At 40.1% G+C, this 26286-nt stretch carries 30 protein-coding genes; 26 read left to right on the forward strand and 4 right to left on the reverse strand.

The features are described from left to right. Window positions 1-67: 67 nt before the first annotated feature. Window positions 68-1174 carry an ABC transporter ATP-binding protein gene (locus tag BLP54_RS04790; RefSeq protein WP_090167312.1) on the reverse strand — a complete coding sequence of 369 codons (1107 nt, stop codon included), beginning with the start codon at window positions 1172-1174 and terminating at the stop codon, window positions 68-70. Window positions 1175-1482: 308 nt separating this feature from the next. Between BLP54_RS04790 and BLP54_RS04795 the strand changes: the two genes are divergently transcribed. The 3 genes from BLP54_RS04795 to dnaB are packed head-to-tail and all read left to right on the forward strand — an operon-like array spanning window position 1483 to window position 5356. After that, window positions 1483-3540, forward strand: a complete 2058-nt coding sequence (locus BLP54_RS04795; RefSeq protein WP_090167314.1) for a GGDEF domain-containing protein — start codon at window positions 1483-1485, stop codon at window positions 3538-3540. Then, complete coding sequence (rplI, locus tag BLP54_RS04800; protein WP_090167316.1) at window positions 3537-3986, forward strand: 50S ribosomal protein L9; 450 nt, start codon at window positions 3537-3539, stop codon at window positions 3984-3986. The genes BLP54_RS04795 and rplI overlap by 4 nt, the downstream gene beginning before the upstream one ends. Before the next feature lie 20 nt (window positions 3987-4006). Then, the gene (gene dnaB / locus BLP54_RS04805; RefSeq protein ID WP_090167318.1) at window positions 4007-5356 is read left to right on the forward strand and encodes a replicative DNA helicase; all 1350 of its coding nucleotides are present in this window, start codon (window positions 4007-4009) and stop codon (window positions 5354-5356) included. 59 nt (window positions 5357-5415) lie between these two features. Here the strand turns inward: dnaB and BLP54_RS04810 are convergent, their stop codons facing one another. Then, the gene (locus BLP54_RS04810) at window positions 5416-5622 is read right to left on the reverse strand and encodes a DUF1858 domain-containing protein (protein WP_015550586.1); all 207 of its coding nucleotides are present in this window, start codon (window positions 5620-5622) and stop codon (window positions 5416-5418) included. 280 nt (window positions 5623-5902) lie between these two features. On the opposite strand from BLP54_RS04810, the gene BLP54_RS04815 reads away from it, so the two are divergent. Continuing rightward, window positions 5903-6073 (forward strand): DUF362 domain-containing protein, encoded by a 171-nt coding sequence (locus BLP54_RS04815; RefSeq protein WP_072917003.1) that lies wholly within the window; start codon window positions 5903-5905, stop codon window positions 6071-6073. Between the two features lie 153 nt (window positions 6074-6226). Here BLP54_RS04815 and BLP54_RS04820 read toward each other — a convergent pair whose 3' ends face one another. Further along, window positions 6227-6976 (reverse strand): adaptor protein MecA, encoded by a 750-nt coding sequence (locus BLP54_RS04820; RefSeq protein ID WP_090167320.1) that lies wholly within the window; start codon window positions 6974-6976, stop codon window positions 6227-6229. Window positions 6977-7214: 238 nt separating this feature from the next. Between BLP54_RS04820 and BLP54_RS04825 the strand changes: the two genes are divergently transcribed. The 18 genes from BLP54_RS04825 to BLP54_RS04910 all read left to right on the forward strand — a co-directional run bounded on the left by BLP54_RS04825 (window position 7215) and on the right by BLP54_RS04910 (window position 21692). Continuing rightward, window positions 7215-8519: a serine/threonine protein kinase gene (locus tag BLP54_RS04825; RefSeq protein ID WP_090167322.1), complete on the forward strand. Its 1305-nt coding sequence runs from the start codon at window positions 7215-7217 to the stop codon at window positions 8517-8519. Continuing rightward, on the forward strand, window positions 8488-9120 hold the full coding sequence (locus BLP54_RS04830; RefSeq protein WP_143001993.1) for a hypothetical protein: 633 nt from the start codon (window positions 8488-8490) through the stop codon (window positions 9118-9120). The genes BLP54_RS04825 and BLP54_RS04830 overlap by 32 nt, the downstream gene beginning before the upstream one ends. 289 nt (window positions 9121-9409) lie before the next feature. After that, window positions 9410-11140 (forward strand): glycosyl hydrolase family 18 protein, encoded by a 1731-nt coding sequence (locus tag BLP54_RS04835; protein ID WP_090167326.1) that lies wholly within the window; start codon window positions 9410-9412, stop codon window positions 11138-11140. 105 nt (window positions 11141-11245) lie between these two features. Further along, complete coding sequence (locus tag BLP54_RS04840; RefSeq protein WP_090167328.1) at window positions 11246-12307, forward strand: L-threonylcarbamoyladenylate synthase; 1062 nt, start codon at window positions 11246-11248, stop codon at window positions 12305-12307. 27 nt (window positions 12308-12334) lie between these two features. Further along, complete coding sequence (locus BLP54_RS04845; protein WP_028247231.1) at window positions 12335-12787, forward strand: arsenate reductase/protein-tyrosine-phosphatase family protein; 453 nt, start codon at window positions 12335-12337, stop codon at window positions 12785-12787. A gap of 26 nt (window positions 12788-12813) precedes the next feature. Next, window positions 12814-13299 carry a deoxycytidylate deaminase gene (locus tag BLP54_RS04850; protein ID WP_072916977.1) on the forward strand — a complete coding sequence of 162 codons (486 nt, stop codon included), beginning with the start codon at window positions 12814-12816 and terminating at the stop codon, window positions 13297-13299. A gap of 20 nt (window positions 13300-13319) precedes the next feature. After that, entirely contained in the window at window positions 13320-13622 is a 303-nt protein-coding gene (locus BLP54_RS04855; RefSeq protein ID WP_090167330.1) for an AtpZ/AtpI family protein, read from the forward strand. Between the two features lie 17 nt (window positions 13623-13639). Then, window positions 13640-14038 (forward strand): hypothetical protein, encoded by a 399-nt coding sequence (locus BLP54_RS04860; RefSeq protein WP_090167332.1) that lies wholly within the window; start codon window positions 13640-13642, stop codon window positions 14036-14038. A 38-nt stretch (window positions 14039-14076) separates the two neighbouring features. Beyond that, window positions 14077-14805 carry a F0F1 ATP synthase subunit A gene (atpB, locus tag BLP54_RS04865; protein WP_176754470.1) on the forward strand — a complete coding sequence of 243 codons (729 nt, stop codon included), beginning with the start codon at window positions 14077-14079 and terminating at the stop codon, window positions 14803-14805. Window positions 14806-14839: 34 nt separating this feature from the next. Then, window positions 14840-15097: an ATP synthase F0 subunit C gene (gene atpE, locus BLP54_RS04870; RefSeq protein WP_090167334.1), complete on the forward strand. Its 258-nt coding sequence runs from the start codon at window positions 14840-14842 to the stop codon at window positions 15095-15097. 43 nt (window positions 15098-15140) lie between these two features. Continuing rightward, window positions 15141-15656: a F0F1 ATP synthase subunit B gene (gene atpF, locus BLP54_RS04875; RefSeq protein WP_090167336.1), complete on the forward strand. Its 516-nt coding sequence runs from the start codon at window positions 15141-15143 to the stop codon at window positions 15654-15656. Beyond that, on the forward strand, window positions 15644-16210 hold the full coding sequence (gene atpH, locus BLP54_RS04880; RefSeq protein ID WP_090167337.1) for an ATP synthase F1 subunit delta: 567 nt from the start codon (window positions 15644-15646) through the stop codon (window positions 16208-16210). The genes atpF and atpH overlap by 13 nt, the downstream gene beginning before the upstream one ends. Next, window positions 16207-17712 carry a F0F1 ATP synthase subunit alpha gene (gene atpA / locus BLP54_RS04885; protein ID WP_072916959.1) on the forward strand — a complete coding sequence of 502 codons (1506 nt, stop codon included), beginning with the start codon at window positions 16207-16209 and terminating at the stop codon, window positions 17710-17712. Before atpH ends, atpA begins: the two co-directional genes overlap by 4 nt. A gap of 15 nt (window positions 17713-17727) precedes the next feature. After that, complete coding sequence (gene atpG / locus BLP54_RS04890) at window positions 17728-18594, forward strand: ATP synthase F1 subunit gamma (RefSeq protein ID WP_090167339.1); 867 nt, start codon at window positions 17728-17730, stop codon at window positions 18592-18594. 19 nt (window positions 18595-18613) lie between these two features. Beyond that, window positions 18614-20008 carry a F0F1 ATP synthase subunit beta gene (atpD, locus tag BLP54_RS04895; RefSeq protein WP_090167341.1) on the forward strand — a complete coding sequence of 465 codons (1395 nt, stop codon included), beginning with the start codon at window positions 18614-18616 and terminating at the stop codon, window positions 20006-20008. A gap of 10 nt (window positions 20009-20018) precedes the next feature. Further along, complete coding sequence (atpC, locus tag BLP54_RS04900) at window positions 20019-20420, forward strand: ATP synthase F1 subunit epsilon (protein ID WP_090167343.1); 402 nt, start codon at window positions 20019-20021, stop codon at window positions 20418-20420. Window positions 20421-20457: 37 nt separating this feature from the next. Beyond that, complete coding sequence (locus tag BLP54_RS04905) at window positions 20458-20688, forward strand: hypothetical protein (RefSeq protein WP_090167345.1); 231 nt, start codon at window positions 20458-20460, stop codon at window positions 20686-20688. Window positions 20689-20933: 245 nt separating this feature from the next. Further along, complete coding sequence (locus BLP54_RS04910) at window positions 20934-21692, forward strand: CPBP family intramembrane glutamic endopeptidase (RefSeq protein ID WP_176754471.1); 759 nt, start codon at window positions 20934-20936, stop codon at window positions 21690-21692. Window positions 21693-21748: 56 nt separating this feature from the next. Here the strand turns inward: BLP54_RS04910 and BLP54_RS04915 are convergent, their stop codons facing one another. After that, the gene (locus BLP54_RS04915) at window positions 21749-22252 is read right to left on the reverse strand and encodes a GreA/GreB family elongation factor (RefSeq protein WP_090167350.1); all 504 of its coding nucleotides are present in this window, start codon (window positions 22250-22252) and stop codon (window positions 21749-21751) included. A gap of 147 nt (window positions 22253-22399) precedes the next feature. On the opposite strand from BLP54_RS04915, the gene BLP54_RS04920 reads away from it, so the two are divergent. The 4 genes from BLP54_RS04920 to BLP54_RS04935 all read left to right on the forward strand — a co-directional run bounded on the left by BLP54_RS04920 (window position 22400) and on the right by BLP54_RS04935 (window position 26265). Next, complete coding sequence (locus BLP54_RS04920; protein ID WP_090167353.1) at window positions 22400-23431, forward strand: lysylphosphatidylglycerol synthase transmembrane domain-containing protein; 1032 nt, start codon at window positions 22400-22402, stop codon at window positions 23429-23431. Further along, a complete protein-coding gene (locus BLP54_RS04925; protein ID WP_090167355.1) occupies window positions 23431-24123 on the forward strand; it encodes a CDP-alcohol phosphatidyltransferase family protein in 693 nt (230 codons plus the stop codon). Before BLP54_RS04920 ends, BLP54_RS04925 begins: the two co-directional genes overlap by 1 nt. Window positions 24124-24126: 3 nt before the next feature. Further along, entirely contained in the window at window positions 24127-24939 is an 813-nt protein-coding gene (locus tag BLP54_RS04930) for a phosphatidylserine decarboxylase (protein ID WP_090167357.1), read from the forward strand. 63 nt (window positions 24940-25002) lie between these two features. Beyond that, window positions 25003-26265: a hypothetical protein gene (locus BLP54_RS04935; RefSeq protein ID WP_176754472.1), complete on the forward strand. Its 1263-nt coding sequence runs from the start codon at window positions 25003-25005 to the stop codon at window positions 26263-26265. The last annotated feature ends 21 nt before the right edge of the window (window positions 26266-26286 follow it).

Here is a 26286-nt window from a genome sequence, read left to right on the forward strand (position 1 = left end):
AAAAAAAGAGGTACCTTTCAAAAAGATACCTCTAATTATAGTCTATTAAGCTTTTATTCGCTATAGATTAGTTAGCAATTGTAAGCTCTGTATCCTTATCGAAGAAGTGAGCCTTCTCCATATCAAGAGCAAACTTAACTGTGTCGCCACCTCTAGCTGTTGTACGTGGGTCAACTCTTGCTGTAACCTGAGTTCCAGCATAATCGAAGTATAAGTAAACCTCAGCACCAAGAAGCTCGTATACAGAGATCTTAGCTTCGATAACTGATGAAGCCTGTGTATCAACGAAGATCTGTGAATCGTGGATATCCTCTGGACGAATACCAAGGATAACTACCTTACCACCATAGTTCTTCTCCTTAAGAGCCTTTGACTTTGCTGGTGGAATCTGAAGGCTAGCGCCGTTAACCTGGATAGTTGTGCAATCAGCGCTTACTGTTCCCTCAAGGAAGTTCATCTGAGGTGATCCAATGAATCCAGCAACGAAGAGGTTGCATGGCTTCTGATAAAGGTTAGCTGGTGTATCAATCTGCTGAACAACACCGTCCTTCATAACTACGATTCTTGTACCAAGTGTCATAGCCTCTGTCTGATCGTGTGTAACGTAGATCATTGTTGCTCCAAGTGAATCATGAAGCTTAGAAATCTCAGTTCTCATCTGAACACGAAGCTTTGCATCAAGGTTTGAAAGAGGCTCATCCATAAGGAATACCTTAGGATTACGAACGATTGCACGACCCATAGCAACACGCTGTCTCTGACCACCTGAAAGAGCCTTTGGCTTTCTGTCAAGAAGCTTCTCAAGGTCAAGGATTCTAGCTGCCTCACGTACCTTCTTATCGATTTCGTCCTTTGGTACCTTGCGGAGCTTAAGGCCGAATGCCATGTTATCATAAACAGTCATATGTGGATAAAGAGCGTAGTTCTGGAATACCATTGCGATATCTCTGTCCTTTGGCTCTACGTCGTTCATAAGCTTTCCATCAATGAGAAGCTCACCTGAAGAAATCTCCTCAAGACCAGCGATCATACGAAGTGTTGTAGACTTACCACAACCTGAAGGACCTACGAAGATGATGAATTCCTGATCCTTAATGTCAAGATTGAAATCCTTTACAGCGTGGAAGCCGTTTGGGTATTTCTTATTAATGTTTTTTAATTGAATGTCTGCCATAATAAAAATCCTCTCTTTTTGAATTACTTTAAATTTGGGTTACCCCCATCAACTAATAAGAATTATAAAAAATGAAGGAATTGTGAACAATGTTAGAATAACCAAAAAATACAAAAACCTTTCGGTATTTTAACAACCCTATGTAAAAGGTGCACAAATAGCCAAAAAGGTTTTTGGATAATTATTCTATACTTAGATTAATAATTGATTAAAATAAGAAATTATATGTTATAATACTAGATAATTATGGAGAATAGTCACGTTTGAATTATGCTTATATCAAGCGTTTATTTTGGGAGAATTAACAAATGGAAGCGTTAAAGTATAGGAATCGATTAAAGCGTTATCTAAGATTTCCTCTGTACATGCTTATTATTTTCATAATAGGCTGTATCATAGTGAGCTTTGTAAACACTCGCGCAGCGGTGTTTATGACTATTTTTGTGCTGATTTATGCAATAGTCGCCTTTGCGTATTACAAAGCCAATCTTAAAGCATTCAAAAACACGATAATTGAATATGCAGTACATTATGGTACTGTTCAGAAGGAGCTACTTAAAAACTTCGGACTTCCTTATGTGCTTTTGGATTCTACTGGAAAAGTAATGTGGATGAATGAAGAGTTTCGTGCCTTAGCTGACAAAAACAAAACTTACAATAAATCAATTACCACAATATTCCCAGAGATTACTCGCGAAGGCATCGAGCATGCAAAGGATGATACCTTTGATATGCATATTGAATACAATGAGAGAAAATATCTTGCAAGCCTTCAACGCCTTGATATGACAGAGCCATTATCTGGAAGTGGAATATTGGCAAATATAGATGGTAGCGAAGATGGTCTTGTAGCAATAGTTCTTTTTGATGAGACGGATGTTCAGGAAACAAAGGCAAAGATTAACGACCAGGCAATGGTCATGGCACTCCTTTACATCGATAACTATGACGAAGTTTTTGATCAGGTAGAAAATGCAAAGCGCTCAATGCTTCTTGCATTATTAGATAGAAAGATTAACAAATACTTTGGCGAGGGCGATGCTATTGTACGTCGTCTTGAAAAGGATAAGTATTTAATTACCTTCCAGCGCAAGTATTTGGAAGCTTTTGAAGAGGATAAGTTCTCACTTGTGGAAGATATTACTTCTATAAAAATGGGAAATGACAGAGACATCACCGTCAGCATTGGTGTTGGTCTTGGCAGTGACAGTTATACACAGAATGCTCAGTATGCACACATGGCTATCGACTTGGCATTGGGACGTGGTGGTTGTCAGGTTGTTATTAAAAATGGTCAGAACGTTTCTTACTACGGAACACACGGTAAGGAAGTAGAGCGAACCACTCGTGTTAAAGCCCGTGTAAAGGCACAGGCGCTTCGCGAAATCATGGAGACCCGTGATAGAATCATCGTTATGGGCCACAATCTTTCCGATGCAGACTGTCTTGGTGCATCCGTTGGTGTTTATTGTGCAGGTCGTGAAATCGGAAAGCCAGTAAACATTGTTATTGATACAATTACAAGTTCGATGAGACCTGTAGTTGAAAGCTTCACTGAGAAGGAAGAATATCCAAATGATATGTTCATTACCAGTGAGCAGGCTATCAATCTTTGCAATGACAATACTCTTATAATGGTAGTTGATACCAACAGACCAAGCATTGTAGAGTGCCCAGCACTTCTATATAAGAACAAAAATATCGTAGTAATTGATCATCATAGACAGGTGGAGGAAACCATTGAAAATCCAATTCTTTCCTACATCGAGCCATACGCTTCATCAGCCAGCGAGATGATTGCTGAGGTTCTTCAGTACTTCGCAGAGAAGATTACTTTGAACCCTACAGAGGCTGATTGTATTTACGCTGGTATCCTTATCGATACCAACAACTTTATGACAAAGACTGGTGTTAGAACCTTTGAAGCAGCCGCTTTCCTTAGGAGAAACGGTGCAGAGGTTACACGAGTTCGTAAGATGCTCAGAGAGGATATGGAGACCTATAAGGCCAGAGCTGAGGTTGTCCGTCATGCATCTACCTTCAGAGGTGCATTTGCTATTTCGGAGTGTGAGCCAGATGGTCAGATTGAATCACCAACTGTTATTGCAGCACAAGCAGCTAATGAGCTTCTTAATATCGTAGGAATAAAGGCTTCTTTTGTTCTTACAAAATTTATGGATAAGATTTATATCAGCTCACGTTCAATCGATGAGATTGACGTTCAGAGCATCATGGCACGCCTGGGTGGCGGTGGTCATGTAAATATTGCAGGCGCACAGATCCAGAACCGTACCTTAGAAGAGGTTCGCAAGGATTTGGAAGAGACTATTGATAAAATGCTAGAAGAAGGAGAAATCAAACTATGAAGGTAATATTACTTCAGGACGTTAAGTCACTTGGAAAGAAGGGCGAGGTTGTCGAAGTAAGCGAAGGCTATGCTCGCAACATGCTTTTCAAAAAAAAGCTCGGTATTGAGGCTACAAATGCTGCACTTAACGACTTAAAGCTTCAGAATAAACATGATGAAAAGGTTGCTCAGGAGAATCTTGAAGCAGCACAGGCTTTCGCAAAGGAAATGGAAGACTGGAAGGTTGAGACTACCATCAAGACCGGAGAAGGCGGAAGAACCTTCGGTTCTGTTTCTACAAAGGAAATTGCAGAAGCAACAAAGAAGCAGTACGGTAAGGAAATCGACAAGAAGAAAATTGTTCTTGAAGATCCAATCAGAGCACTTGGAACCTATGAAGTAAAGGTTAAGCTTCATCCACAGGTTACAGCAACTCTTAGAGTTCACGTTTCAGAGGGTAAATAATTAGGGGAAAATTAATTGTTATGGATGATGTAATTCGCAGACAAATGCCGAACTCATTGGAGGCTGAGCAGTCTGTTATCGGTTCAATGATTGTTGACCGAGACGTGATTGTGGAGTGTTCTGAAATCCTTCTAAAAGACGATTTCTATCACCAGCAGTATGGCATTTTATTTGAGGCAATTGTAGAGCTTTATAATGCAGGCGAGCCGGTAGACGAGGTTACCTTGCAGAATAAGCTCAAGGAAAAGGGCGTTTCACCTGAGATAGCATCTCTTGAATATATTCAGGAGCTGGTACTTGGAGTTCCTACTACTGTTAATGCAAAAAGCTATGCCAATATCGTAAAAGATAAGGCGTTGCTTAGAAACATTATCAAGGTTAATCAGAATATTGAAAACATGTGCTTTGAAGGTACAGAAGAGGTTGATACTATCCTGAATCAGACAGAAAAGGATATCTTTTCACTTGTTCAAAATCGTGGTGAGACTGACTACGTACCAATTAAGCAGGTTGTTATGAACGCAATCGCTAAGATTGATCAGGCGTCAAAGCAGAAGGGTGCTGTTACTGGTATTCCTACAGGATTCATTGACTTGGACCGTCAGACAGCAGGCTTGCAGCCATCAGATCTTATTCTTATTGCGGCGCGTCCTTCAATGGGTAAGACAGCCTTCGTACTTAACCTTGCACAGCACATTACCCTTCGAGAGAATCTTTGCGCAGCCATATTCTCTTTGGAAATGTCAAAGGAGCAGCTGGTAAATCGTATGTTTGCTCTTGAATCAAGAGTAGACGCCCAAAAGCTCCGTACCGGTAATCTCCAGGAAGCAGATTGGGAGAACCTTATCGAGGGTGCCGGAAAAATCGGTAATTCTAAGCTTATTATTGATGATACCCCTGGTATTTCTATTAGCCAGATGCGTAGTAAATGTCGTAAGTATAAGATGGAATTTGGGCTTTCCATTATCATCATCGACTACTTACAGTTGATGTCTGGTTCTGGAAAGTCAGAGAGTAGACAGCAGGAAATTTCAGATATCTCTCGTTCTCTTAAGGCATTAGCCCGTGAGCTTAACGTACCTGTTATTGCGCTTTCACAGCTTTCCCGTGCCGTTGAGCAGAGACCTGATCACAGACCTATGCTTTCGGATCTTCGTGAATCCGGAGCTATTGAGCAGGATGCGGACGTGGTTATGTTCATCTACCGTGATGATTACTATAACCACGACTCAGAGATGAAGGGTGTTTCGGAAATCATCGTTGCTAAACAGCGTAACGGTCCTATCGGAACTATAGAGCTTACATGGCTCCCAGAATACACTCGTTTCGCAAATCGAGATAGAAGTCAGTATCATAATAGAGAAGAATAAAATGAATATAAGCAAACAAAAAAGAGCTAGTGAAATACTAGCTCTTTTTTATATGCGTATTATGCCTTGCTATCAAGGAATGTGTTGATCTCTTCTACAAGATCATCAGCATCGATACCGTGTACCATAGCTGCCTCCTCGATTGTTTCCATCTGAGATGATGGGCATCCGAGACAGTGCATGCCGATATTAAGTAAAATAGGAGCTACATCAGCATCAATCTGAAGAAGCTCGCCAATCATAGTTGCCTTAGAAACTCTTGCCATTTTATAATCCTTCCTTTCGTAAAAAATTCTAACAAATGATACCATGCTTCAATCAATTGTGCAACATCAATTACCACCAAGTTGTGTACACAATTATCAAAGTTGTTCGCTACAATCAACGCTGGTTAGTTGAACTGAACAACGGTAAGCCTTGATTTTATAGGTATTTCTAAAAATACAATTCTGTTCTTGATTTAGACACAATTTAGATGTATGATGTATTCATCAGTTGACTAATTGATAAAATTTATTGATTAGATTTTTAAGGAGGATTTTAATTATGGCATACGTTATTTCTGATTCATGCGTATCATGCGGTACATGCGAGCCTGAGTGTCCAGTAGGAGCAATCTCACAGGGCGATTCACAGTTCCAGATCGATGAGGGAGCTTGTGTAGAGTGCGGTACATGCGCTGGTGTTTGCCCAACAGGTGCTATTTCACAGGGCTAATCAAATACGATTAAAGAAAGTGTCGCTGCGGCGGCACTTTTTTTTATAATAAAAAAATCCTGTAATTAACAAGCTATAATATTTCTTAAGCGAAGCTTTCTATGCTGAGCGCAGAAATCATTATGCTTGTTAATGTAACAGGATTTTTAGATGTTAAATTAATGCCAGCGACTGAATTGCATTTCCTTTGACCATTGTCTCATAGTGCTCTGACATATATGCGTCTGTACCAACTACGAAGTTTTGCTGGTCGCTGTATTCAGATAAAATGTTGCATACTTTATTGTAGTTTTCTGCAGTATCATCTGATTTGCTAACTACAAGATAGTATCTGTTATCAAATGGACTCTTATAAAGAGAATTCTTTCCTTTGTAGAAAGTAGCAAGTACACCGGAAAGCTTAAGCACATCTTCAAGATTATCAAAAACGAACATCTTTGTAATGTCTACTGGCAAGCCCTTGGCTGCAGCTTTCTCTGGTGAAGCTTTTATTGCTTCCTGTGCCTTTTCGATTAAGCTGTTGAAGATATTAAGAATATCGTCGGCAGCTGCCTCGTTAAATGGCTTAATAGGAGCATCTGTAGCATCCACATCATCGTCATCGTAATCATCGTCACATTCTGAGAAACGAGAGAAACGAGTATCAAGCTCGTCTGGACTCTCAACTTTTGTAACTAAAAGTACAATGGATTCTGATGAAAGCGGTATTGCCTCTATCATAAGTGGAATGTCTTCCGCTTCGAAACCGTACTGGTATGAAGCCTGCTCCATAAGCTCTCTGAAAAGCTCACGTGCCTTGGTTGAGCCATAGGCAAGCTCTGATAGCTTAATGTGGCGGCTAATTAAATCTTCTCTAGAAAGAGTGCATCTGATTTGGTTCTCGTTGATTTTTTCAATCTTCATAAAATCACCTCCCGAATCGAAAAAGATGCTGGAACATTTCTTGTTCGACTATTATATATATATTATATCGGAAAGTAAAGGAAACTATCCATAAAAATAGTGAGAAAAATCTAAAAATTTTATAAAGAGAACATTATTGAAAAATTAATATTTTCAAATTAGGGGTTGCAATATAATTTTATCTGTGATATAAAATTATCCGCGAGATGCTTTTTCCGAAAGGAAGGAGCGCAAGTTTATGATACCAAAAGGTATTGAAGACAAGTACGAAGTAATTCGAATACTGCAACAGACAGCAGCTACCGCAGTTTTACTTGTCCGTTATAAACCGATAGGAGCATTGAGGATTCTCAAGGCTATTCACAAGGCTCATCCCGATGCATACAGCATCCTATCCGAATCAAATCTTTTACAAGGGATAAAATCATCCCAAATACCCACAATTTTTGAAGTAGAAGATACAGAAGAAATTATATATTTGGTTGAAGAATATGTAGAGGGAATTTCTCTACGGGAGTATTTGTTAGAAACCAAATTAACAACTGAAAAGCTTATATACATAGCAGTAGAGCTTTGTAAAATTGTAGAAACCTTACATACGGCAGGGAGTGAGCCTGTGCTATACAGGGATATGAAGCCTGAACACGTTTTTATGGAAGGGGATGCAATTAGGCTGATAGATTTTGGCATATCTGTAAGAAAGTCTGAAGCCAATAACGCAAAGCCGCTAGGTACTAAAGGCTGGGCAGCGCCTGAACAATTGGAAGGTGAATATCTTGATGAGCGTTGTGATGTTTATGGTGTTGGTAAGGTTATTGGTTTCATGCAAATTAATAGTTATGCAAACGATGATTTTAAAATAAAACAGATTGTAGACTGTGCTACAGAAGCAGATATTAATAAAAGAATTGGCTCAATCACAGAACTGAAAGAACTGCTAGAGCGTCTACAGAAAAATCGAGTTAATGATAAAGTCGGAGAGAAGCATCTCGAAAAGAGAATCGCAGTAATTGGCGGAAGTCCTGCCATAGGTACGACACGTATAGCCATATCCTTATGCCAGTTTTTCAATAAAAGGAAAATTGACTGCTATTACAGGGATAACGAAAAAGACACAGTACGAAGACTTTGGATGAATCTAAAGAATACCAAGCTACAGCAGGGGATCTTATACCACGATAACTTCAAGGGCCTGTTCGAGTATGGAGAGGCAGTAGAAGATCAAAATCCTCCAAAGGGTTTATATGTAATTGACTGCGGGACAAATAAAAACATTCCGATGGGAACGGATATTGTGATTTATGTTACCGGAGGAGCACCGTGGCAACAGGAAGATGATATGCCTGAGTGGATAAAAAACGACAGTGTTTATGTCGTAACTAATTTCACAGACAAAATCAGCAGTATCTTGTTGGCAAAGACCCTAAAAAAGAAGGTCTACAGGTATCCTATAGTCAAAAGTTTAGATATTTCAAAGGATGAGGAAAATGTTTTTTCAGCGATTTTTAAAAATGAAAAAGATTCTATTACTACGCAACAATAACAAAATAAAAAATCGATTCGAAAACAAAAAGCTTTGTGTAGTCGGTGTTTCAGCTAATGTTGGTGTCACCCACCTGTGTTTGTCACTTGCAAATTTTCTTCACTCAGTGCTTGGTCAGAAAGTGATTTATATTGAGTTAAGTAAACACAGCCAATTATTAAGTATGGTGGGAGTAAAGCAGATTTTGATAGGTGATTTATTAGCTTATGAATATAAAGGCGTTAAGTATATCCTTAGTGAGGATATTAATGCTATCAGTAGTCTGATGAATACTGAGAAAGCCTGGTTTGTTATAGACATGGAAGAATTAAACTATGAAACAGAGACTATATTTAATAATTGTAATAATAGAATCATAATAGGGTCAATGAGCCCATGGTGTCAGCGAGAATACTATGAATATGTAGATAATCATAATTTGAAAAAATATGACACGAGTCAAATGACTTATGTTGTCAACAATATAATCGAAAAAAACGCAAAAAGTCTCAAATATTTATGTGACTATGTTGATAGTAGCATCAAAAGATTACCATTAATCAGCGACCCTTTTTCATTAAAAGAAGATAATTTTAAAGAACTGATGGAATTTATCAGGTAGCTGCAGGAAGGAGTTGTGGAGATAGAAAATGAATATCAACCACATGGGGAGTGTCAGTATCACAGATGCTTCTATAGCATAATGAAAAGAGACAAATAATCCCTCTAAGTCTAGTGAGGTAAAAAGGAATAGGGGATTATGTAAAGATGTATGCAAAGTGGTTAATTTAGAGCGGTTATACCGCTCTTTTTTTATTTGTAAATACTACCCAACAGGTCGTAGAAAGTGGAATTTAATGACCTATTTTGTTATACTTTACAGGAAATATTAGTTAAAAGAGGGGGAAGCTATGAGCTACCGAAAGAGAAAAAGAAGAAGAGGAATACCCAGAGGGTATGTTTATATTGCTATAGCAGTTTTGGCTACAGTTTTATTGGTTGGTGGAATCGCCTATGTAAAAAAATATGCTCCTACAAAGGAACATATGGATTTAGCTGAATATTTTAGTGTTAATCATGATAATGAAGCGGCGGTTGTTCTGAATGGAGAATTTCAAAAGCTAGAGGAAGATAGTCCTTACGGATACGCTATAGTAAAGGATGGCCAGCCATATCTTGAAATTGGATTTCTTAAAGATCATTTAGATGATGGTTTTGTATATGACAGCACAGAGGTGACCCTGAGATACGCTACTGATATTGAGGTGTATACAGCCACAGTTGGCAGTAGTGACTATTTCATAGATAAGAGTAACAATTCTCTTGGCCATCCAGCAGTTGTAGCCCAGGATGGAACTGCCTATGTTGCTGTAGATTATATTAATCTTCTTATCGGAGAGGGCAATATAGACTATTTTGATAATCCAGATAGAATTTTTGTAAATACCTATGGAACGAAATATGACATCGGAATAGTATCCCGTAAGTCTCAGATTAGAAAGCTAAATGGTCCAAAGAGTCCAGTATTAGAGGATGTTAAAAAGGGCGACCAGATATATGTTCTCCGTGACACAGGAAAGTGGAGTTATGTTTTCTCTGATAATGGAGTATGCGGATACATTAAGAACAGAGCCTTTGAAATATCGGGAAATGTAGATTACAACGTAGGCGATGAAAGAGAATACAAGCATATCTCTATTGGAAATGATATCTCCTTACTTTGGCATCAGGTGACATCACAGGCGGCAAATGGAGATATTGCTAATGTTCTTGCAAATTCAGGAAACATAAAAGTAATTTCTCCAACCTGGTTCCATCTTAGTGATAACAAGGGTGGAATAGCTTCCATTGCCAGCAGTAATTATGTGAGTATTTGTCACGCCAATAATGTGCAGGTTTGGGGTCTTGTTAGCAACCTTGAGGATGCAAGTGTAGATACTACGACCGTCCTCAACACAACTTCAGCAAGAGATAATCTTGTAAACAATCTTATAGCCCAGGCTATTACACATGGTCTTGATGGTATTAATGTAGATATAGAGCAGCTTGCAGCAGAGGCTGGAGATGGTTACATCCAGTTTATAAAAGAGCTTTCTATCAAGTGTGAGAAGAATGATATTATCCTTTCTGTTGATAATTATGTACCGACCGCTTCATCTGGTGTTTATAACAGAAGCGAGCAGGCTAAATATGCAGATTATGTGATAATTATGGGATATGATGAGCATTATTCAGGAAGCGAAGAGGCTGGTTCAGTTGCTTCTCTTGGTTGGGTAGATGAAGGTGTAAAGGCTACTCTTGATGAGGTTCCAGCTGAGCAGGTAATTCTTGGAATGCCATTCTACTGTAGAGTATGGGAAGTGAAGTCAGATGGAAGCGTAAGTAGTACAGCCTATGGCATGAATGCTATACAGAGTTACTTGAAGACAAACGGTATCTCAACAACCTGGGATGACAGTATGGGTCAGTACTATGGTGAGAGTACTAAGAATGATGTGACATATAAAATTTGGGTAGAAGATGAAACTTCTATCGAAGAAAAGCTTAAAGTTATGGACAAATATAATCTTGCAGGAGGAGCTTTCTGGAAGAAAGGCTTTGACAGTACAGGTGTATGGAACATAATTGCAAAATACCTTTAAAGACGCACAAAAAACACAAAAAAATCATAATTTTCCCCGTGATTACGGGACTTTCACAGAGCTAAAAAGATTGTGTTCTAAGGGAAAAGTGTTATAATTTTGAGTATGATTACTAGGATTATGGATGTTTCTGAGGAGCCAATCAATATAGAACATATCAGAGAGGCTTCTGAGATTTTGAAAAATGGTGGGTTGGTAGCATTTCCAACCGAAACAGTATACGGATTAGGCGGAGACGCTACCGATAAAGAAGCCTCGAGAAAGATATATCAGGCAAAGGGTCGTCCATCGGATAACCCTTTAATTGTACATATAGCTAAGTTTGAACAGTTAGAGCAGATTACAAAGGATTTACCTGAGACAGCTAAGAAGCTGGCAGATGCCTTTTGGCCAGGTCCACTTACAATGGTCTGCAACAAAAACGAAGTAATACCTTATGAGACCACTGGTGGTCTTGATACAGTAGCAGTCAGAATGCCAAACAATCCAGTGGCACTTGCTCTTATTGAGGAGAGTGGTTGCATGATAGCAGCGCCAAGTGCTAACACCTCAGGCAGACCAAGCCCTACAAAGGCAAGTCATGTGTATGAGGATTTATCTGGAAAAATAGAAGCAATACTAGATGGTGGAACAGTAGATATAGGATTGGAATCCACTATCGTTGATTTAACAGAGGATGTAGTGACTATCCTTCGACCAGGCTATATCAATATGGATATGCTAAAAGAGGTTGTTGGAGAGGTTAGAATGGATCCAGGCATTGTCTACAACGACAAGGGCACCACGGGAGGTGCAAAGCCTAAGGCTCCAGGAATGAGATATAAGCACTACGCACCAAAGGGCGATTTAACAATCGTTTCAGGTGAAGAAGACAGAGTTATATCCACTATCAATGAACTTACAGCTAAGGCTGAAGAGGATGGAAAGAAGGTTGGTATCATTGCCACATCTGCAACTGCGGGCAGATATGGAAGGGGTCAGGTACTAATCATCGGAGACAGAGAGGAAGAGCAGAGTATCGCTCATAATCTCTACGATATCCTTAGACAGTTTGATGAGTTGGATGTAGATATAATTTATTCAGAAAGCTTTGCAACACCAAAGATGGGGCAGGCAATTATGAACAGGTTGCTTAAAGCAGCAGGCCAGAAGACTATAGAGGTCTAAGGCAGGCGGGATTTTGGGAGAATAAAAATGAATAATATTAACAGAGTGATTTTCGCGTCAGGTAGCGGGACGTCAAGGTCGCCTATGGCGACGGCGATTTTCCACAGCTTCCCGCATAGCCGACCGATTATATGCGAGTCCAGGGGGCTTATTGTTCAGTTTCCGGAGCCGCTAAATCAAAAGGCGGAAGCCGTACTTATCAGTAATGGTATAGAGCTTAAGGATTACTCCTCGAAGCAGTTGCAGGAATCGGATTTTTCCGAGAATACGCTGGTTATTACGATGGAGGAGACCCAAAGGCAGAAGATATTAAGTGAATATACAAATGCCACCGAGGAAAACACCAGACTTCTCAATGAGCTTGTGGGGGATGAGCTTGAAGTTATGGACCCTTATGGTGGTTCAGTGCAAACCTACGGTTTGTGTTATGAAGTTTTGAAGGTATCGATTGAGAAATTAATAAAGTTACTAGAAACATAAGACACAAATGTATTGGAGGAGAGACCATGAGTGACAAGAGACTAGATTATATTAGCTGGGATGAATACTTTATGGGCGTTGCAGTATTATCGGGTATGAGATCGAAAGACCCAAACACACAAGTTGGAGCGTGTATTGTAAGCCAGGATAACAAGATTCTTTCTATGGGCTACAATGGGTTTCCAAATGGTTGTTCAGATGACGAGTTCCCTTGGGCTAGAGTAGGGGACCCTCTGGAAAATAAATATTTCTATACAACACACAGCGAGCTTAATGCGATTTTGAACTACAGAGGTGGTTCACTTGAGGGCTCAAAGCTGTATGTGTCACTTTTCCCATGTAATGAATGTGCCAAGGCTATCATTCAGTCAGGCATCAAAACTATCATCTACGATAGTGATAAATATGAAAATACACCATCAGTAATTGCATCAAAGAGAATGCTTCGTGCTGCAGGTGTAGAGTTCCGTCAATATGAGCACACCGGTAGAGAGATTTCTATGACGCTCTAATGCCGGAATAAGGAGCATCAATGAGGGACAGAAGAAAAACAAATAATGAAGTGGCCAATTCTTTGGTAATGGTCCTTCAATTTGGAATAAACGTAATAGTGCCAATCTTGCTTTGTACGGTAATTGGAACCTTTATCTCAACAAAAACAGAAGTAAAGGGTTTTTCTATAGCAGGAATTTTAATTGGTATATTAGCAGCTTTTAATGGAGCTTACCGGTCGGTAAAGGGGTACCTGAAAAACGAGGAATCTCCAGGACAGCGGGCGAGACGACTGGAGGAGGAAGCTCTTAAGGAGAAGAAAAGCGAAAGCTCAGGGGAATAATTGAATAAGGATATGACATGATTAAATGGATGAAGCGACTAAATCAGGCCCTGCCGGGTTTGGTTTTAGGAATACTTGCATACGGACTACTTGTTGAGCTGATTGGAGTTTGGTTTGTCAGCGATAAAATCAGATATACAACTGGTCTTTTAATTGGAATTGGGTGCGCAGTAGGTATGGCCATTCACATTTCAATGATTATTGAGGAATCAGTACGAATTGGCGAGGGACACGAAAAATATCTGTCCTTCAAGTCAGTTATGCGTTATCTGGTTTTATGTGCAATTATGTTTACGATGGCGTTTTTTAAGCTTGGAAATATGTTTACGGCGCTTATCGGTGTACTTGGGCTCAAGGTTAGTGCATACGCACAGCCTTTGCTAATAAAGATTTATCTAGGCATCAAGCATAGATAGAGGATGAATAAGAAAAATTTTATAAAGGAGGTGAAAGTGTGACAGAAGGAATTTTGCTGGCCTCAAGCGATACTGTGGACATGATAAAAGGCTTGTTCAAGTATGAAGTATTTGGACAGGAGGTTTGGATTACAACCTCTCATGTTTGCATTTTAATCGTATGGCTTTCATTGGTGCTTTTTTCTATCATTGCCAATCGTAAGCTAAAGCACGCCACTGAAGTTCCTGATACCTTCCAAAGCATCCTGGAGCTCATAGTCGGGTTACTGGATTCTGTAGTGGAAGGAAGTATGGGTAAGCACGCACCAGTGTTTGCAAACTGGATTTGTACCATTTTCTGTTTTATTTTGGTATCTAATTTATCTGGTTTAGTTGGCCTAAGACCACCAACAGCCGATTACGGTACAACACTGGCACTTGCATTAATTACCTTTGTTTGCATCCATGTAGTAAAGGTAAGGCATCAGAGTGCAAAGGACATTTGGATCGACAAATGTTCACCACTGCCACCATGGCTGCCTATCTGGCTGCCAATCAACGTGATTTCTGATATAGCAGTACCTATATCAATGTCACTGCGTTTGTTTGCAAACGTTCTTTCAGGAACTATCATTATGGGTCTTGTTTATGGATTGCTAGGAAAATTCGCACTAGTATGGCCTGCAGCATTGCATGTTTACTTTGATATTTTCTCAGGTGCAATTCAGACCTACGTATTTTGTATGTTAACAATGACATACATAACCCAGTCTTATGGGGATTCTTAAAATTTAAAATCTATATTTTAGGAGGAAAACATTTATGAACATTACAGGTACAGACTTAATTAAAGCTTGTTCAGCAATCGGTGCTGGTCTCGCAGTTATCGCTGGTATTGGTCCTGGTATCGGACAAGGTATCGCAGCTGGTCACGGTGCATCAGCCGTTGGACGTAACCCAGGAGCACAGGGACAGATTATGTCTACTATGTTACTTGGTCAGGCCGTTGCCGAGACAACAGGTCTTTACGGTTTGGTTATCGCCCTTCTGTTACTCTTTGTACAGCCATTAGTTGGTTAATTTACACTAGGAAGAAATATTATAAAAAGGAGGGCTAAAAGTTTTGGAAAGACTATTTGACTTGGACTTTCAATTGCTTAATGATGCTGCGCTTTTAGCCATTGCAGTATTCTTCCTATTCCTTATAATGTCAAACCTCTTGTTCAATCCAGCAAGAAAGCTGTTAAAGGACAGAAAGGATGGCATTGCAAAGGATATTGCAGATGCAAAGAAAGATAAGGAAGAGGCAGAAAAGCTAAAGGCGGAATATGAAGCAAAGCTTAGAGATATCGGAAAAGAAAAGGATGAAATCTTAAGCGAAGCAAGAGCAAAGGCCTTGAAGAATGAAACCAAGATTGTTAACGAAGCCAAGGAAGAAGCAGCAGCAATCGTAGCAAGAGCTAACGAGGAAGCTGAGCTTGAGAAGAAGAAGGTTGCTGATGATGTTAAGCAGGAGATGATTTCTGTAGCCGCTCTTATGGCACAGAAGGTTGTAGCTGAAAACATCGATACAACTATCCAAAACACCTTGGTTGAGCAAACTCTTAAGGAAATGGGTGAAAACACATGGCTAAATTAGTCTCAAACGTATATGGTGATGCGTTGTTTGAGCTAGCCGTGGAAACAGGAAAGGTCGACGACTTCTTAAATGAAGCCCAAGGGGTTATAGAGGTTGTTAAATCAAATGACGGCTTTTCTCAAATGATGAATCATCCAAAGATCAATAAAGAAGAAAAGCTTCAGATAATCGACGACGTTTTCAAAGGCAGAGTAAGTAATGAGATGGTTGGACTTCTTCGCATGCTTGAGGAGAAGGACCACATCAAGGATATAGTTGAAGTACTTAACTACTTCATCGACAGGGTTTTCGATTTCAAGAAAATCGGACGTGCCTTTGTATCAACTCCATTTGAGCTTACTGATGCACAGAAATCAGATGTCGAGAAGCGTTTACTCCAAACTACTGAGTACAGTTCATTTGTAATGGACTATACAGTAGACCCTGATTTAATCGGGGGTATGGTAATTCGCATTAAAGATAGAGTTATTGACAGTTCTGTCAAAACTCAGATTAGTAAATTGTCACACGAGTTATCAAATATTCAATTGAAAGTAGGTGAATGCGCTCCATGAATTTAAAACCAGAAGAGATTAGCTCGGTTATTAAAGAGCAAATGAAACGCTATGCAGCGCAGCTTGACGTGGCAGACGTAGGAACTGTTATTCAGGTTGCCGATGGAATTGCACGTATTCACGGATTACAGAACGCTATGCAGGGCGAACTTTTAGAGTTCCCTGGCGAAGTTTATGGCATGGTCTTAAACCTTGAGGAAGACAATGTTGGTTGTGTTCTCTTAGGAAACGATAAGAACATCAACGAAGGTGATCAGGTAAAGACAACTGGTCGTGTAGTTGAGGTTCCTGTTGGTGACGCAATGCTTGGACGTGTAGTTAATGCACTTGGACAGCCTATCGATGGAAAGGGACCTATTGAGACAACAAAGTTCCGTCCAATCGAGCGTGTTGCTTCCGGCGTTATCTCTCGTAAATCCGTAGATACTCCGCTGCAGACAGGTATTAAAGCTATCGATTCCATGATTCCTATTGGACGTGGACAGCGTGAGCTTATTATCGGTGATAGACAGACTGGTAAGACTGCTATCGCAATCGATACAATCATCAATCAGAAGGGACAGGGCGTAAAGTGTATTTACGTCGCAATTGGCCAGAAGGCTTCAACAGTTGCAGCCCTTGTTAAAACATTAGAAGAATATGGTGCTATGAGCTGGACAACAGTAGTTGCCGCTACAGCATCAGAGCTTGCTCCTTTACAGTATATCGCTCCTTATTCAGGATGTGCTATCGGTGAGGAGTGGATGGAGAATGGACAGGACGTACTTATCATCTATGATGATTTAAGTAAGCATGCTACTGCATACCGTACACTGTCATTACTTCTTCGTCGTCCACCAGGACGTGAGGCTTACCCAGGTGATGTATTCTACTTACACTCAAGACTTCTTGAGCGTGCAGCTAGACTTTCTGATAAGTTGGGCGGTGGCTCACTTACAGCATTACCTATCATTGAGACACAGGCAGGCGATGTATCTGCATACATCCCTACAAACGTTATCTCAATTACTGATGGTCAGATTTATCTTGAGACAGAAGCTTTCAACGCAGGTTTCAGACCAGCCGTTAACGCAGGTCTTTCTGTATCCCGTGTAGGTGGTTCTGCTCAGATTAAGGCTATGAAGAAAATCGCAGCTCCTATCCGTGTAGAGCTGGCTCAGTATCGTGAGCTTGCAGCTTTCGCACAGTTTGGTTCAGAGCTTGATGCCGATACAGCTGAGAAGCTGGCACAAGGTGAAAGAATCAAGGAGATGTTAAAGCAGCCACAGTATGCTCCAATGCCAGTAGAGTATCAGATTATGATTATCTATGCTGCTACTAAGAAGTATCTGCTTGACATTCCAACAGCAGATATTCAGGCTTTCGAGAAGGCATTGTTTGATCTTGTTGATACCAAGTATCCTGAGATTCCAGAGTCAATTAAGACTACAAAGGTTCTTGAGGATGACATGGAACAGAAGCTAATCAAGGCTATCGAGGAGTGTAAGAAGACTTACAAGTAAGGAGGGTGATCTGTTATGGCCTCAATGAGAGACATAAAAAGAAGAAAACAGAGTGTATCAAGCACTCAGCAGATCACTAAGGCCATGAAGCTTGTATCTACAGTAAAGCTCCAGAAGGCACGTTCTAAGGCAGAGCAGACTACACCGTATTTCAACGCTATGTATAATACGATTTGCAGTATGCTTGCCAAGGCAGGAACAGTTAACAATAAATACCTTAGAGACAATGGTTCTGATAAGATTGGCGTAATTGTCATCACATCTAACCGTGGTCTGGCAGGTGGTTACAATTCTAATATTGTAAAGATGATAACTGGTTCTGAGATGAAGCCTGAGGATGTGAAGCTTTACGTAATAGGACATAAGGGTGGTGACAGCCTTGCCCACAAGGGTTACACCGTGGAGAAGGATTACTCTCCAGTTATGGAGGCTCCTACCTATGCAGATGCGATGGCTATTTGCAAGGATGTCCTTGAAGCATATTCAAGCGGGGAAATCGGACAGATTTACCTTGTTTATACACACTTCAAAAATACAGTTAGCCAGATTCCAAAGCTTATGAAGCTGCTTCCTGCTGAAATCGCAGAAGAGGATGTTGAGGCAGCAAAGACTTCCGGCGCAGAGGCTCTTATGAATTTCGAGCCAAACGAAGAGGAAGCTTTAGACCTCATTGTTCCAAAGTATGTGACTTCACTTGTATATGGTGCTTTAGTTGAAGCTGTTGCTTCAGAAAATGGTGCCAGAATGCAGGCTATGGATTCAGCAACAAATAATGCTGAGGAAATCATTAGTGATCTATCATTAAAATACAATCGTGCCCGCCAGGGATCAATTACTCAGGAATTGACCGAGATTATCGCTGGTGCAGAGGCACTATCTTAAAGAAGATAGGAGTGAAAAAATGGCAAATAATATTGGTAAAGTCACTCAGATCATCGGTGCCGTACTTGACGTAAAGTTCGCTGAAGGCGAACTTCCAGAAATCAACGATGCTCTTGAAATCACAAGAGATAACGGTGAGAGACTGGTTGTGGAAGTAGCACAGCATTTGGGTGATGATACAGTTCGTTGTATTGCCATGGGTCCTACAGACGGTTTAGTACGTGGAATGGATGTAGTTGCTACAGGAGCTCCAATTTCAGTTCCTGTTGGTGAGGCTACACTTGGACGAATTTTCAACGTACTTGGTGAAGCTATTGATGAACAGCCAGCACCTACGGGTGTTGATAAAATGCCAATTCATAGAAAAGCTCCAGCGTTTGAGGAACAGGCAACTTCAACAGAAATGCTTGAAACAGGTATTAAGGTCGTTGACCTTCTTTGCCCTTACCAGAAGGGTGGTAAGATTGGATTGTTCGGTGGTGCCGGCGTAGGTAAAACCGTACTTATTCAGGAGCTTATCCATAACATCGCTACAGAGCACGGTGGATACTCAGTATTCACAGGTGTAGGTGAGCGTACTCGTGAGGGTAATGACCTTTACTATGAAATGAAGGAGTCAGGCGTTATCGACAAGACCTGCATGGTTTTCGGTCAGATGAACGAGCCACCAGGAGCTAGAATGAGAGTAGGTCTTACTGGACTTACAATGGCTGAGTACTTCAGAGATAAGGGTGGAAAGGACGTGCTTCTTTTCATCGATAATATCTTCCGTTTTACTCAGGCTGGTTCAGAGGTTTCAGCCCTCCTTGGTCGTATGCCTTCAGCCGTTGGTTATCAGCCAACACTTCAGACAGAGATGGGTGCTCTTCAGGAGCGTATCACATCTACAAAGAACGGATCTATCACATCGGTTCAGGCCGTATACGTTCCTGCCGATGACTTAACAGATCCAGCTCCTGCTACAACTTTCGCGCACTTGGATGCTACCACAGTTCTTGAGCGTTCTATCGCCGAGCTTGGTATTTATCCAGCGGTAGATCCACTTGGTTCTACATCTCGTATCCTTGACCCACGTATCGTAGGTCAGGAGCACTTTACAGTTGCACGTGGTGTTCAGGAGATTCTTCAGAAGTATAAAGAATTACAGGATATCATCGCTATCCTTGGTATGGATGAGCTTTCAGAAGAGGATAAGCTTGTAGTTAACCGTGCTCGTAAGATTCAGAGATTCTTGTCACAGCCATTCTTCGTAGCTGGTCAGTTTACTGGTCTCGAAGGAAAGTATGTGCCAATCGCTGAGACAGTACGTGGCTTCAAGGAGATTCTTGAAGGTAAGCATGATGATATTCCAGAGAGTTACTTCCTCAATGCAGGTACAATCGACGAGGTTCGTGCCAAGATGAACGCTAAGTAGGAGGTGGCTTATGGCAGATAACACCTTTAAAGTATCAATCATTACGCCTGAGCGGACCTTTTATGAAGGGGAGGCTACAATGGTTGAATTTAATACAGTCGAGGGACAGATTGGTGTGCTTCCAAAGCACATTCCTTTGACTACTGTTATTGCGCCGGGCATTTGTACAATCCATGAGGCAGAGTCTGAGAAGAAGGCCGCAGTGCACGCAGGTCTTGCTGAGGTCCTGCCTGATAAGGTAACTTTACTTGCTGAAATAGCTGAGTGGCCAGAAGAGATTGACTTAGAGAGAGCCCGCAGCGCAGAAGACAGAGCTAGAGAGCGCTTGGCAAACAAGGACGACGGAATAGATGTGCTGAGAGCTGAGATAGCATTAAAGAAGGCTTTGGTACGCCAGGACTTAAAAGCCTAATCGAGATATTACATGTAATAAGGGGAGGTAGGACACCATGTTAGATGCTGATACAAGGCGAGATATTGAATCTCTAAAAAGAGAGTTAAAGATCTTTGAAGATGAAGAGGCTCAATTATTAAAGGAACTTGATGTTTGTCGGGCACGAAAAGCAGACATAAAGGATAAACTCAGGAAACTAAGCGATGACGATAAGTACCAGTCTGACATGCTGGCTATGGTCTATCAGCAGAGGCATGGAAAGCCTGCAGCCAAACCGGAAGAATAATTATTCTAAATGAATGTGGCGCCGCATTTCGCGGCGCCATTTTTGACTTTTTGTGGCAAAACAGATAAAATAGTTAAAAGTTTTTAATTATTATAATGGAGGATAATGTATATGGAAAAGAAATCAGGCAAGGTTAAGGCGATACTGTTTTCGATACTTGTAATGATTGTTTTTTTGTAGTTTTAACTATCGGGCAGTATATAGTTTTATTTCCAGAAATGATGAAGGCAGTTACAGAGGAAGGTATGACTAATACAACAGATATACTTACTTTGCTGACAGAAAAAGAAGGTCTGATGGCAAATGCACAGTTTGTTGGAGAGATAGTAGTTATTGCTGTTATGGCAATCTGGTATTACTTTGGAATTGTAAAAAAGGAAAAGCTTGAGGGTACTTATGAGCCTGTAAGCAAGAAATTTGAAAATAAGTATAACCTCTTATTTGTTGCAATATTGATTCTTACTGGTTCCTTTGCATTATTTACTACATATACACTTGTAAATTTGGCAATCCCTGAGGTGGTTGAAGAATTTACACAGGTAATGGGTGGACTTACAGATAACGCATTGGGGCTTATCGCTATAATCGTAGGTGCACCATTATCTGAAGAGATGGCAGTACGAGGAATTATCATGAAAAGAACCAAGAAGTCTTATGGACTTATTGGATGCATGATAATTAGTGGAATATGCTTTGGAATAATGCATGCAAACATCGTTCAGGGAATATATGCTATTCCACTTGGAATGGTATATGGTTATATAGCATATAAGTTTAACTCTATAATTCCAACAATCATAGGACATGCATTCCACAATGGATTGGGCGGATATATCTTAGAGGTTGTTGGTGGTCCTGGAGCTGTAATAGGACTTGTGCTTTGCTTGATAGCGCTTTACTTTGTATCAAAGAAGGTTGATATTCCTGAATCAAAGACAGAGGAAGTATTAAGTTCTGTAGAAGAGAATCGTGAAGCAACTGAAGAAATGTTTGTAGAAGAATAGAAAGCTTCAAAAACTAAAGGCACCGGTTAATTCCGGTGCCTTTTAAAATGTCGATATTAATAGCGCTTTATCTGATCGTCCTCATCGGTAGTAGAATTATCAATTTTACGTATTTCTACTTCATAAGAGTAATCGTCATTTACTTTTACCATGGCTCTGTCACCTACGTGCTTTCCACGGATGGCAGCACCTAGAGGTGATTCAATAGAAATAAGTCCCTTAAGGGAATTACCTCGGATTGATGTAACAAGCTTGTAGGTTTCCTCACAGTCATCCTCTGGGATATAGATAGTAACAGTGTTGTTAATGCCAACTTCATCATCAGCACTACTATCATCAACAACCTCGGCAAATTTAAGCATCTTCTCTAAGTAGCGAATACGGCTGTCATTCATATTTTTAGCACGCTTCGCCTCATGATATTCAAAGTTCTCAGAAAGATCGCCCTGTGCACGGGTCTCCTTTACTTCCTCTAAAAGCTTTGGACGGATAACAAGCTTTCGCTCGTCAATCTCAGCCTGGATTTTATCAATATCCCCCTGGGTAAGTCTTTCGCCCATAGTATTTCCTCCATTCATCAAGATAATTTAATAATAAATAAATAAAAGTTTAAATGCAAATCTAAAGAATCATTAAATGTGTAGTATAATATTGTATAAAAAAGAATGCATATCTATAATTTATAGAAAACGAATCAGGAAATTACAATGAATAAAAACGTGGTGAAAAAATTGTTTTGGATGTGCTTCACCCTTGGTTTATCAGTGCTGACGGTATGGGCCCTGTTAAAGCAAAACGAAAGCATGTCCTTTGCACAATTAATGGAATTGATATTGGGCGCTGACAAAAAATGGATGATAGCAGCGATTATCTCTGCATTCAGTTATGTAATTTTTGAAGCAATAGCCCTTTGCTCGATATTAAATTCTATATCTCATGAAAGAAGCTTTAAAAGAGGATTGTTGTACAGTACCTCAGATGTATATTTTTCTGCAATCACGCCATCTGCAACTGGTGGCCAGCCTGCCAGTGCATTTTTTATGATTAGAGATGGCATACCAGGAGGAGTTACATCAGCGGCACTTGTACTAAATCTTATGATGTATAATGCTGCAATAGTGTTCTTAGGAATAATAGCAATAGTGATTTCACCAAGAGCATTTTTTGCTTTTAAATTATCTTCAAAAATCTTTATTGGATTGGGTTTTGTTGGATTAAGTATTTTATCTTTGATATTCTTGTCTATGCTTAGAGGTGGAGAAAGGATATTTAGGGTAATTAGAAGATTTCTTCATTTCCTACATTCTAAAAAGGTATTTCACCGACTGGAGCCAAAGCTGGAAAAGCTTGAAAAAATAGAAAAAGATTATGAAAACTGCTCAGTAATGATAGCTGGAAAAAGAGGAATTATGATAAAGGCATTTTTCTGGAACGTTATTCAAAGAGCATCTCAGATTATTGTTCCAGCTCTTGTATTTATTGCTACAGGAGGAGATGCTAAACTGTCGCCAGTACTGTTTGCTAAGCAATGCCTGATTACTATCGGATATAATTATGTTCCGATTCCAGGGGCACTTGGCATTGCAGATTATTTGATGATTGATGGATTTTCTAGTATCATGTCAAAGGACATGGCCTTTAATCTTGATATGATTAGCCGTGGACTTACATTTTATATTTGCGTCACCTTGAGTGGTGTAATTACTTTAATAGGATATTTGAAAGGAAGAAATAAATAATGATAGGCGTTTACGATTATACTGTTATTTTGACATATTTATCGACCATATCAGGAGTAGTAGGAATCATTGTTACTATGACAGGTATTGGACATCCTTATTGTGGAACATTATTTTTGATGCTCTCAGGATTACTGGATGGTTTTGATGGAAAGGTTGCCCGTACAAAAAAGGACAGAACAGAGATGGAGAAGGAATTTGGTATTCAGATTGATTCTCTTTCAGATTTGATTTGCTTTGGTGTGCTTCCAGCTTCTATCGGTGTGGCGCAGCTTAGAGTTAGTGGTATTCTTACAGATTTGGGAAGAAATGCTGAAAGACCAGAACATTATTCATTGGTTCTTCTTTTAATATCAATTGCAGCCTTTTACGTACTTGCAGCTCTTATTCGTTTGGCATATTTCAATGCTACAACAGATGAGCGTGCTGAAGAGGCCAAGATTAAAGGTAAAGCATATTTCACAGGCCTTCCTGTTACAACAGCAGCTTTAATTTTCCCTCTTACACTTGTTATTCACTGGTTTACAAGAGCAGATTTAACAATCTTCTATTTCTGGCTTATGTTTATCGTGGCCATCTTGTTTGTAGGTAACTTCAAGGTTCCAAAGCCTAATAAGAGACAGTTTGCAGTTATAATAGTTATTGGATTTATAGAACTTATTGGAACATTATTAATTTTATTTTACGAGTAAAATATGAGTGGATTAAATTTTTTATATAATACAAAGTTGGGGCGAATAATACTTCGCCCTTTATTATTAAAACCAGTATCTGATTTTTCGGGATGGCTTTTGGATTCAAAGGTTTCTAAGTGCATAATTAAGGGCTTTGCAAAATCAAACGAAATCCAGCTTGAGGATTATATACTGGACGATATCAATTGCTTTAATGACTTCTTTTGTCGAAGAATAAAGCCAGAGCAGAGACCTCTCGATATGGATGAGAAGCATCTGATGGCGCCATGTGACGGATTATTAAAGGTATATCCTATATCAGATGACTTGGTTTTACCTGTTAAGCAGAGCAAATTTACAATTTCTGATTTATTAAGAGATAAAGAGCTTGCTAAAGAATATAATGGAGGATATTGTCTGGTCTACAGACTCTGTGTAAATCATTATCACAGATATGCATACTTTGAATCAGGAGAGAAATCTGCCGATGTGATAATCCCAGGCCTTTATCACACGGTACAGCCGATAGCCCTAGAAGCAGGGCCAGTTTTTGTAGAAAATAGCCGCCAGTACACAGTATTAAGCACCAAAAATTTCGGGAAATGTGTACAAATGGAAGTAGGGGCTATGTTAGTTGGTAGAATAGTCAACAACCAACCCGAGGCAGGCGATGTTACCCGTGGAGAAGAAAAAGGCCACTTTGAATATGGTGGTTCTACCATTATCGTGTTAATTCCACCTAAAAAGGTAAATATATATCGAGAAATATTATTTGCTTCTGAAAATGGCGAGGAGACCCCTGTGGTTATGGGGCAGGATATAGGAGAAATATAGAATTTACCTATCGAAAATGCTATAGTAATTAAAGGGTATTATGTAGAAAATGGGGTTAATAGCATGGTTAAAGAAAAGCTTAGTCAGTTAGAAGAAACAGTACTCGAAAAAATCGACGGTCTGGATGTCAGGGAGAAGCTCTTCGAGCGTAGTTTTAATCACTCGGATATAGAGCGTAATCGCTTTATGCTTAAGGGAGCGTTGGCGTCAGAGGGCTATGACTGGTGGTGGCACAGCTTTACAGGTCATAATAAAAAGACTGGAGAAGAAAAAGCTTTCTTTATCGAGTTTTTTACAATCAATCCTGAGTTCGGAGGAGATGAGCCAGTATTTGGTCAGCTGTCAGCTAATAAGAAAAACGGCGTTAAGCCTTCTTATGTTATGATTAAAGCAGGCTGCTGGGGCGAAGATGCCCGACAGCTTCACAGATTTTTTGGTTGGAAGCAGGTCAGCATCAAGGAGGATGCTCCTTTCCAAATCAGTGCAGATAATTGTTTCCTTTCAGAAAGCCGTACCCTTGGTATGGTGGAGGTTTCGACAGAGGATGCAGCAGCTCATCCAGAGTGGATGTGTGATGCAGGAAAGATGGTTTGGGACCTCAACATAGAAAAGAATCTGGCCTTTAATGTAGGCTATGGTGCAAGCTGGGCTTCAAGAGAGCTGGATGCTTTCGAGATGTTCTGGCACGCAGAGGGCATGAAGACCTTCTACAATGGTTCAGTTATCTTAGATGGCGAGGAATATATAGTAGATAAGGATTCCTGCTACGGATATGCTGATAAGAACTGGGGCAAGGATTATACTTCCCCATGGGTGTGGCTTGCCAGCTCACATCTTAAGAGTAAGATATCAGGCCAGTGGCTAGAAAACACAGCTTTTGATATTGGTGGAGGCCGTCCAAAAATTAGAACCGGACAAACCTTTGATAATGTTATCCTAGGTGCCATGTGGTATGAAGGAGAGCCTTATGAGTTCAATTTCTCTAGATTCTGGACTCTTACCAAGACAAAGTTTTATTGCCATGAGGGAGATGAAGAAATTACCTGGCAGGTTGAGCAGGAGACACCTCTGGCAAAGATAATAGCGGAGATTTCATGTCAGAAAAAGGACATGTTGCTCATAAATTATGAAGCGCCTAGCGGCGAAAAGCTTCACAATCACCTCTGGAACGGAGGTAATGGAAAGGGCGAGATAAAGCTCTATAAAAAAATATTAAAGACCAACGCTAATGACTCAGAGAAAAAGGCTGAGTTTAAATGGGAATTGGTTGATGATATGGAAGCGTACAACATCGGATGTGAGTACGGTGAGTACGACAAGAAATAAAGAATAGTTAGGAGATTTTTA

Origin of the sequence: Pseudobutyrivibrio sp. 49, assembly GCF_900100545.1 — a bacterium.
Lineage (GTDB): Bacteria > Bacillota > Clostridia > Lachnospirales > Lachnospiraceae > Pseudobutyrivibrio.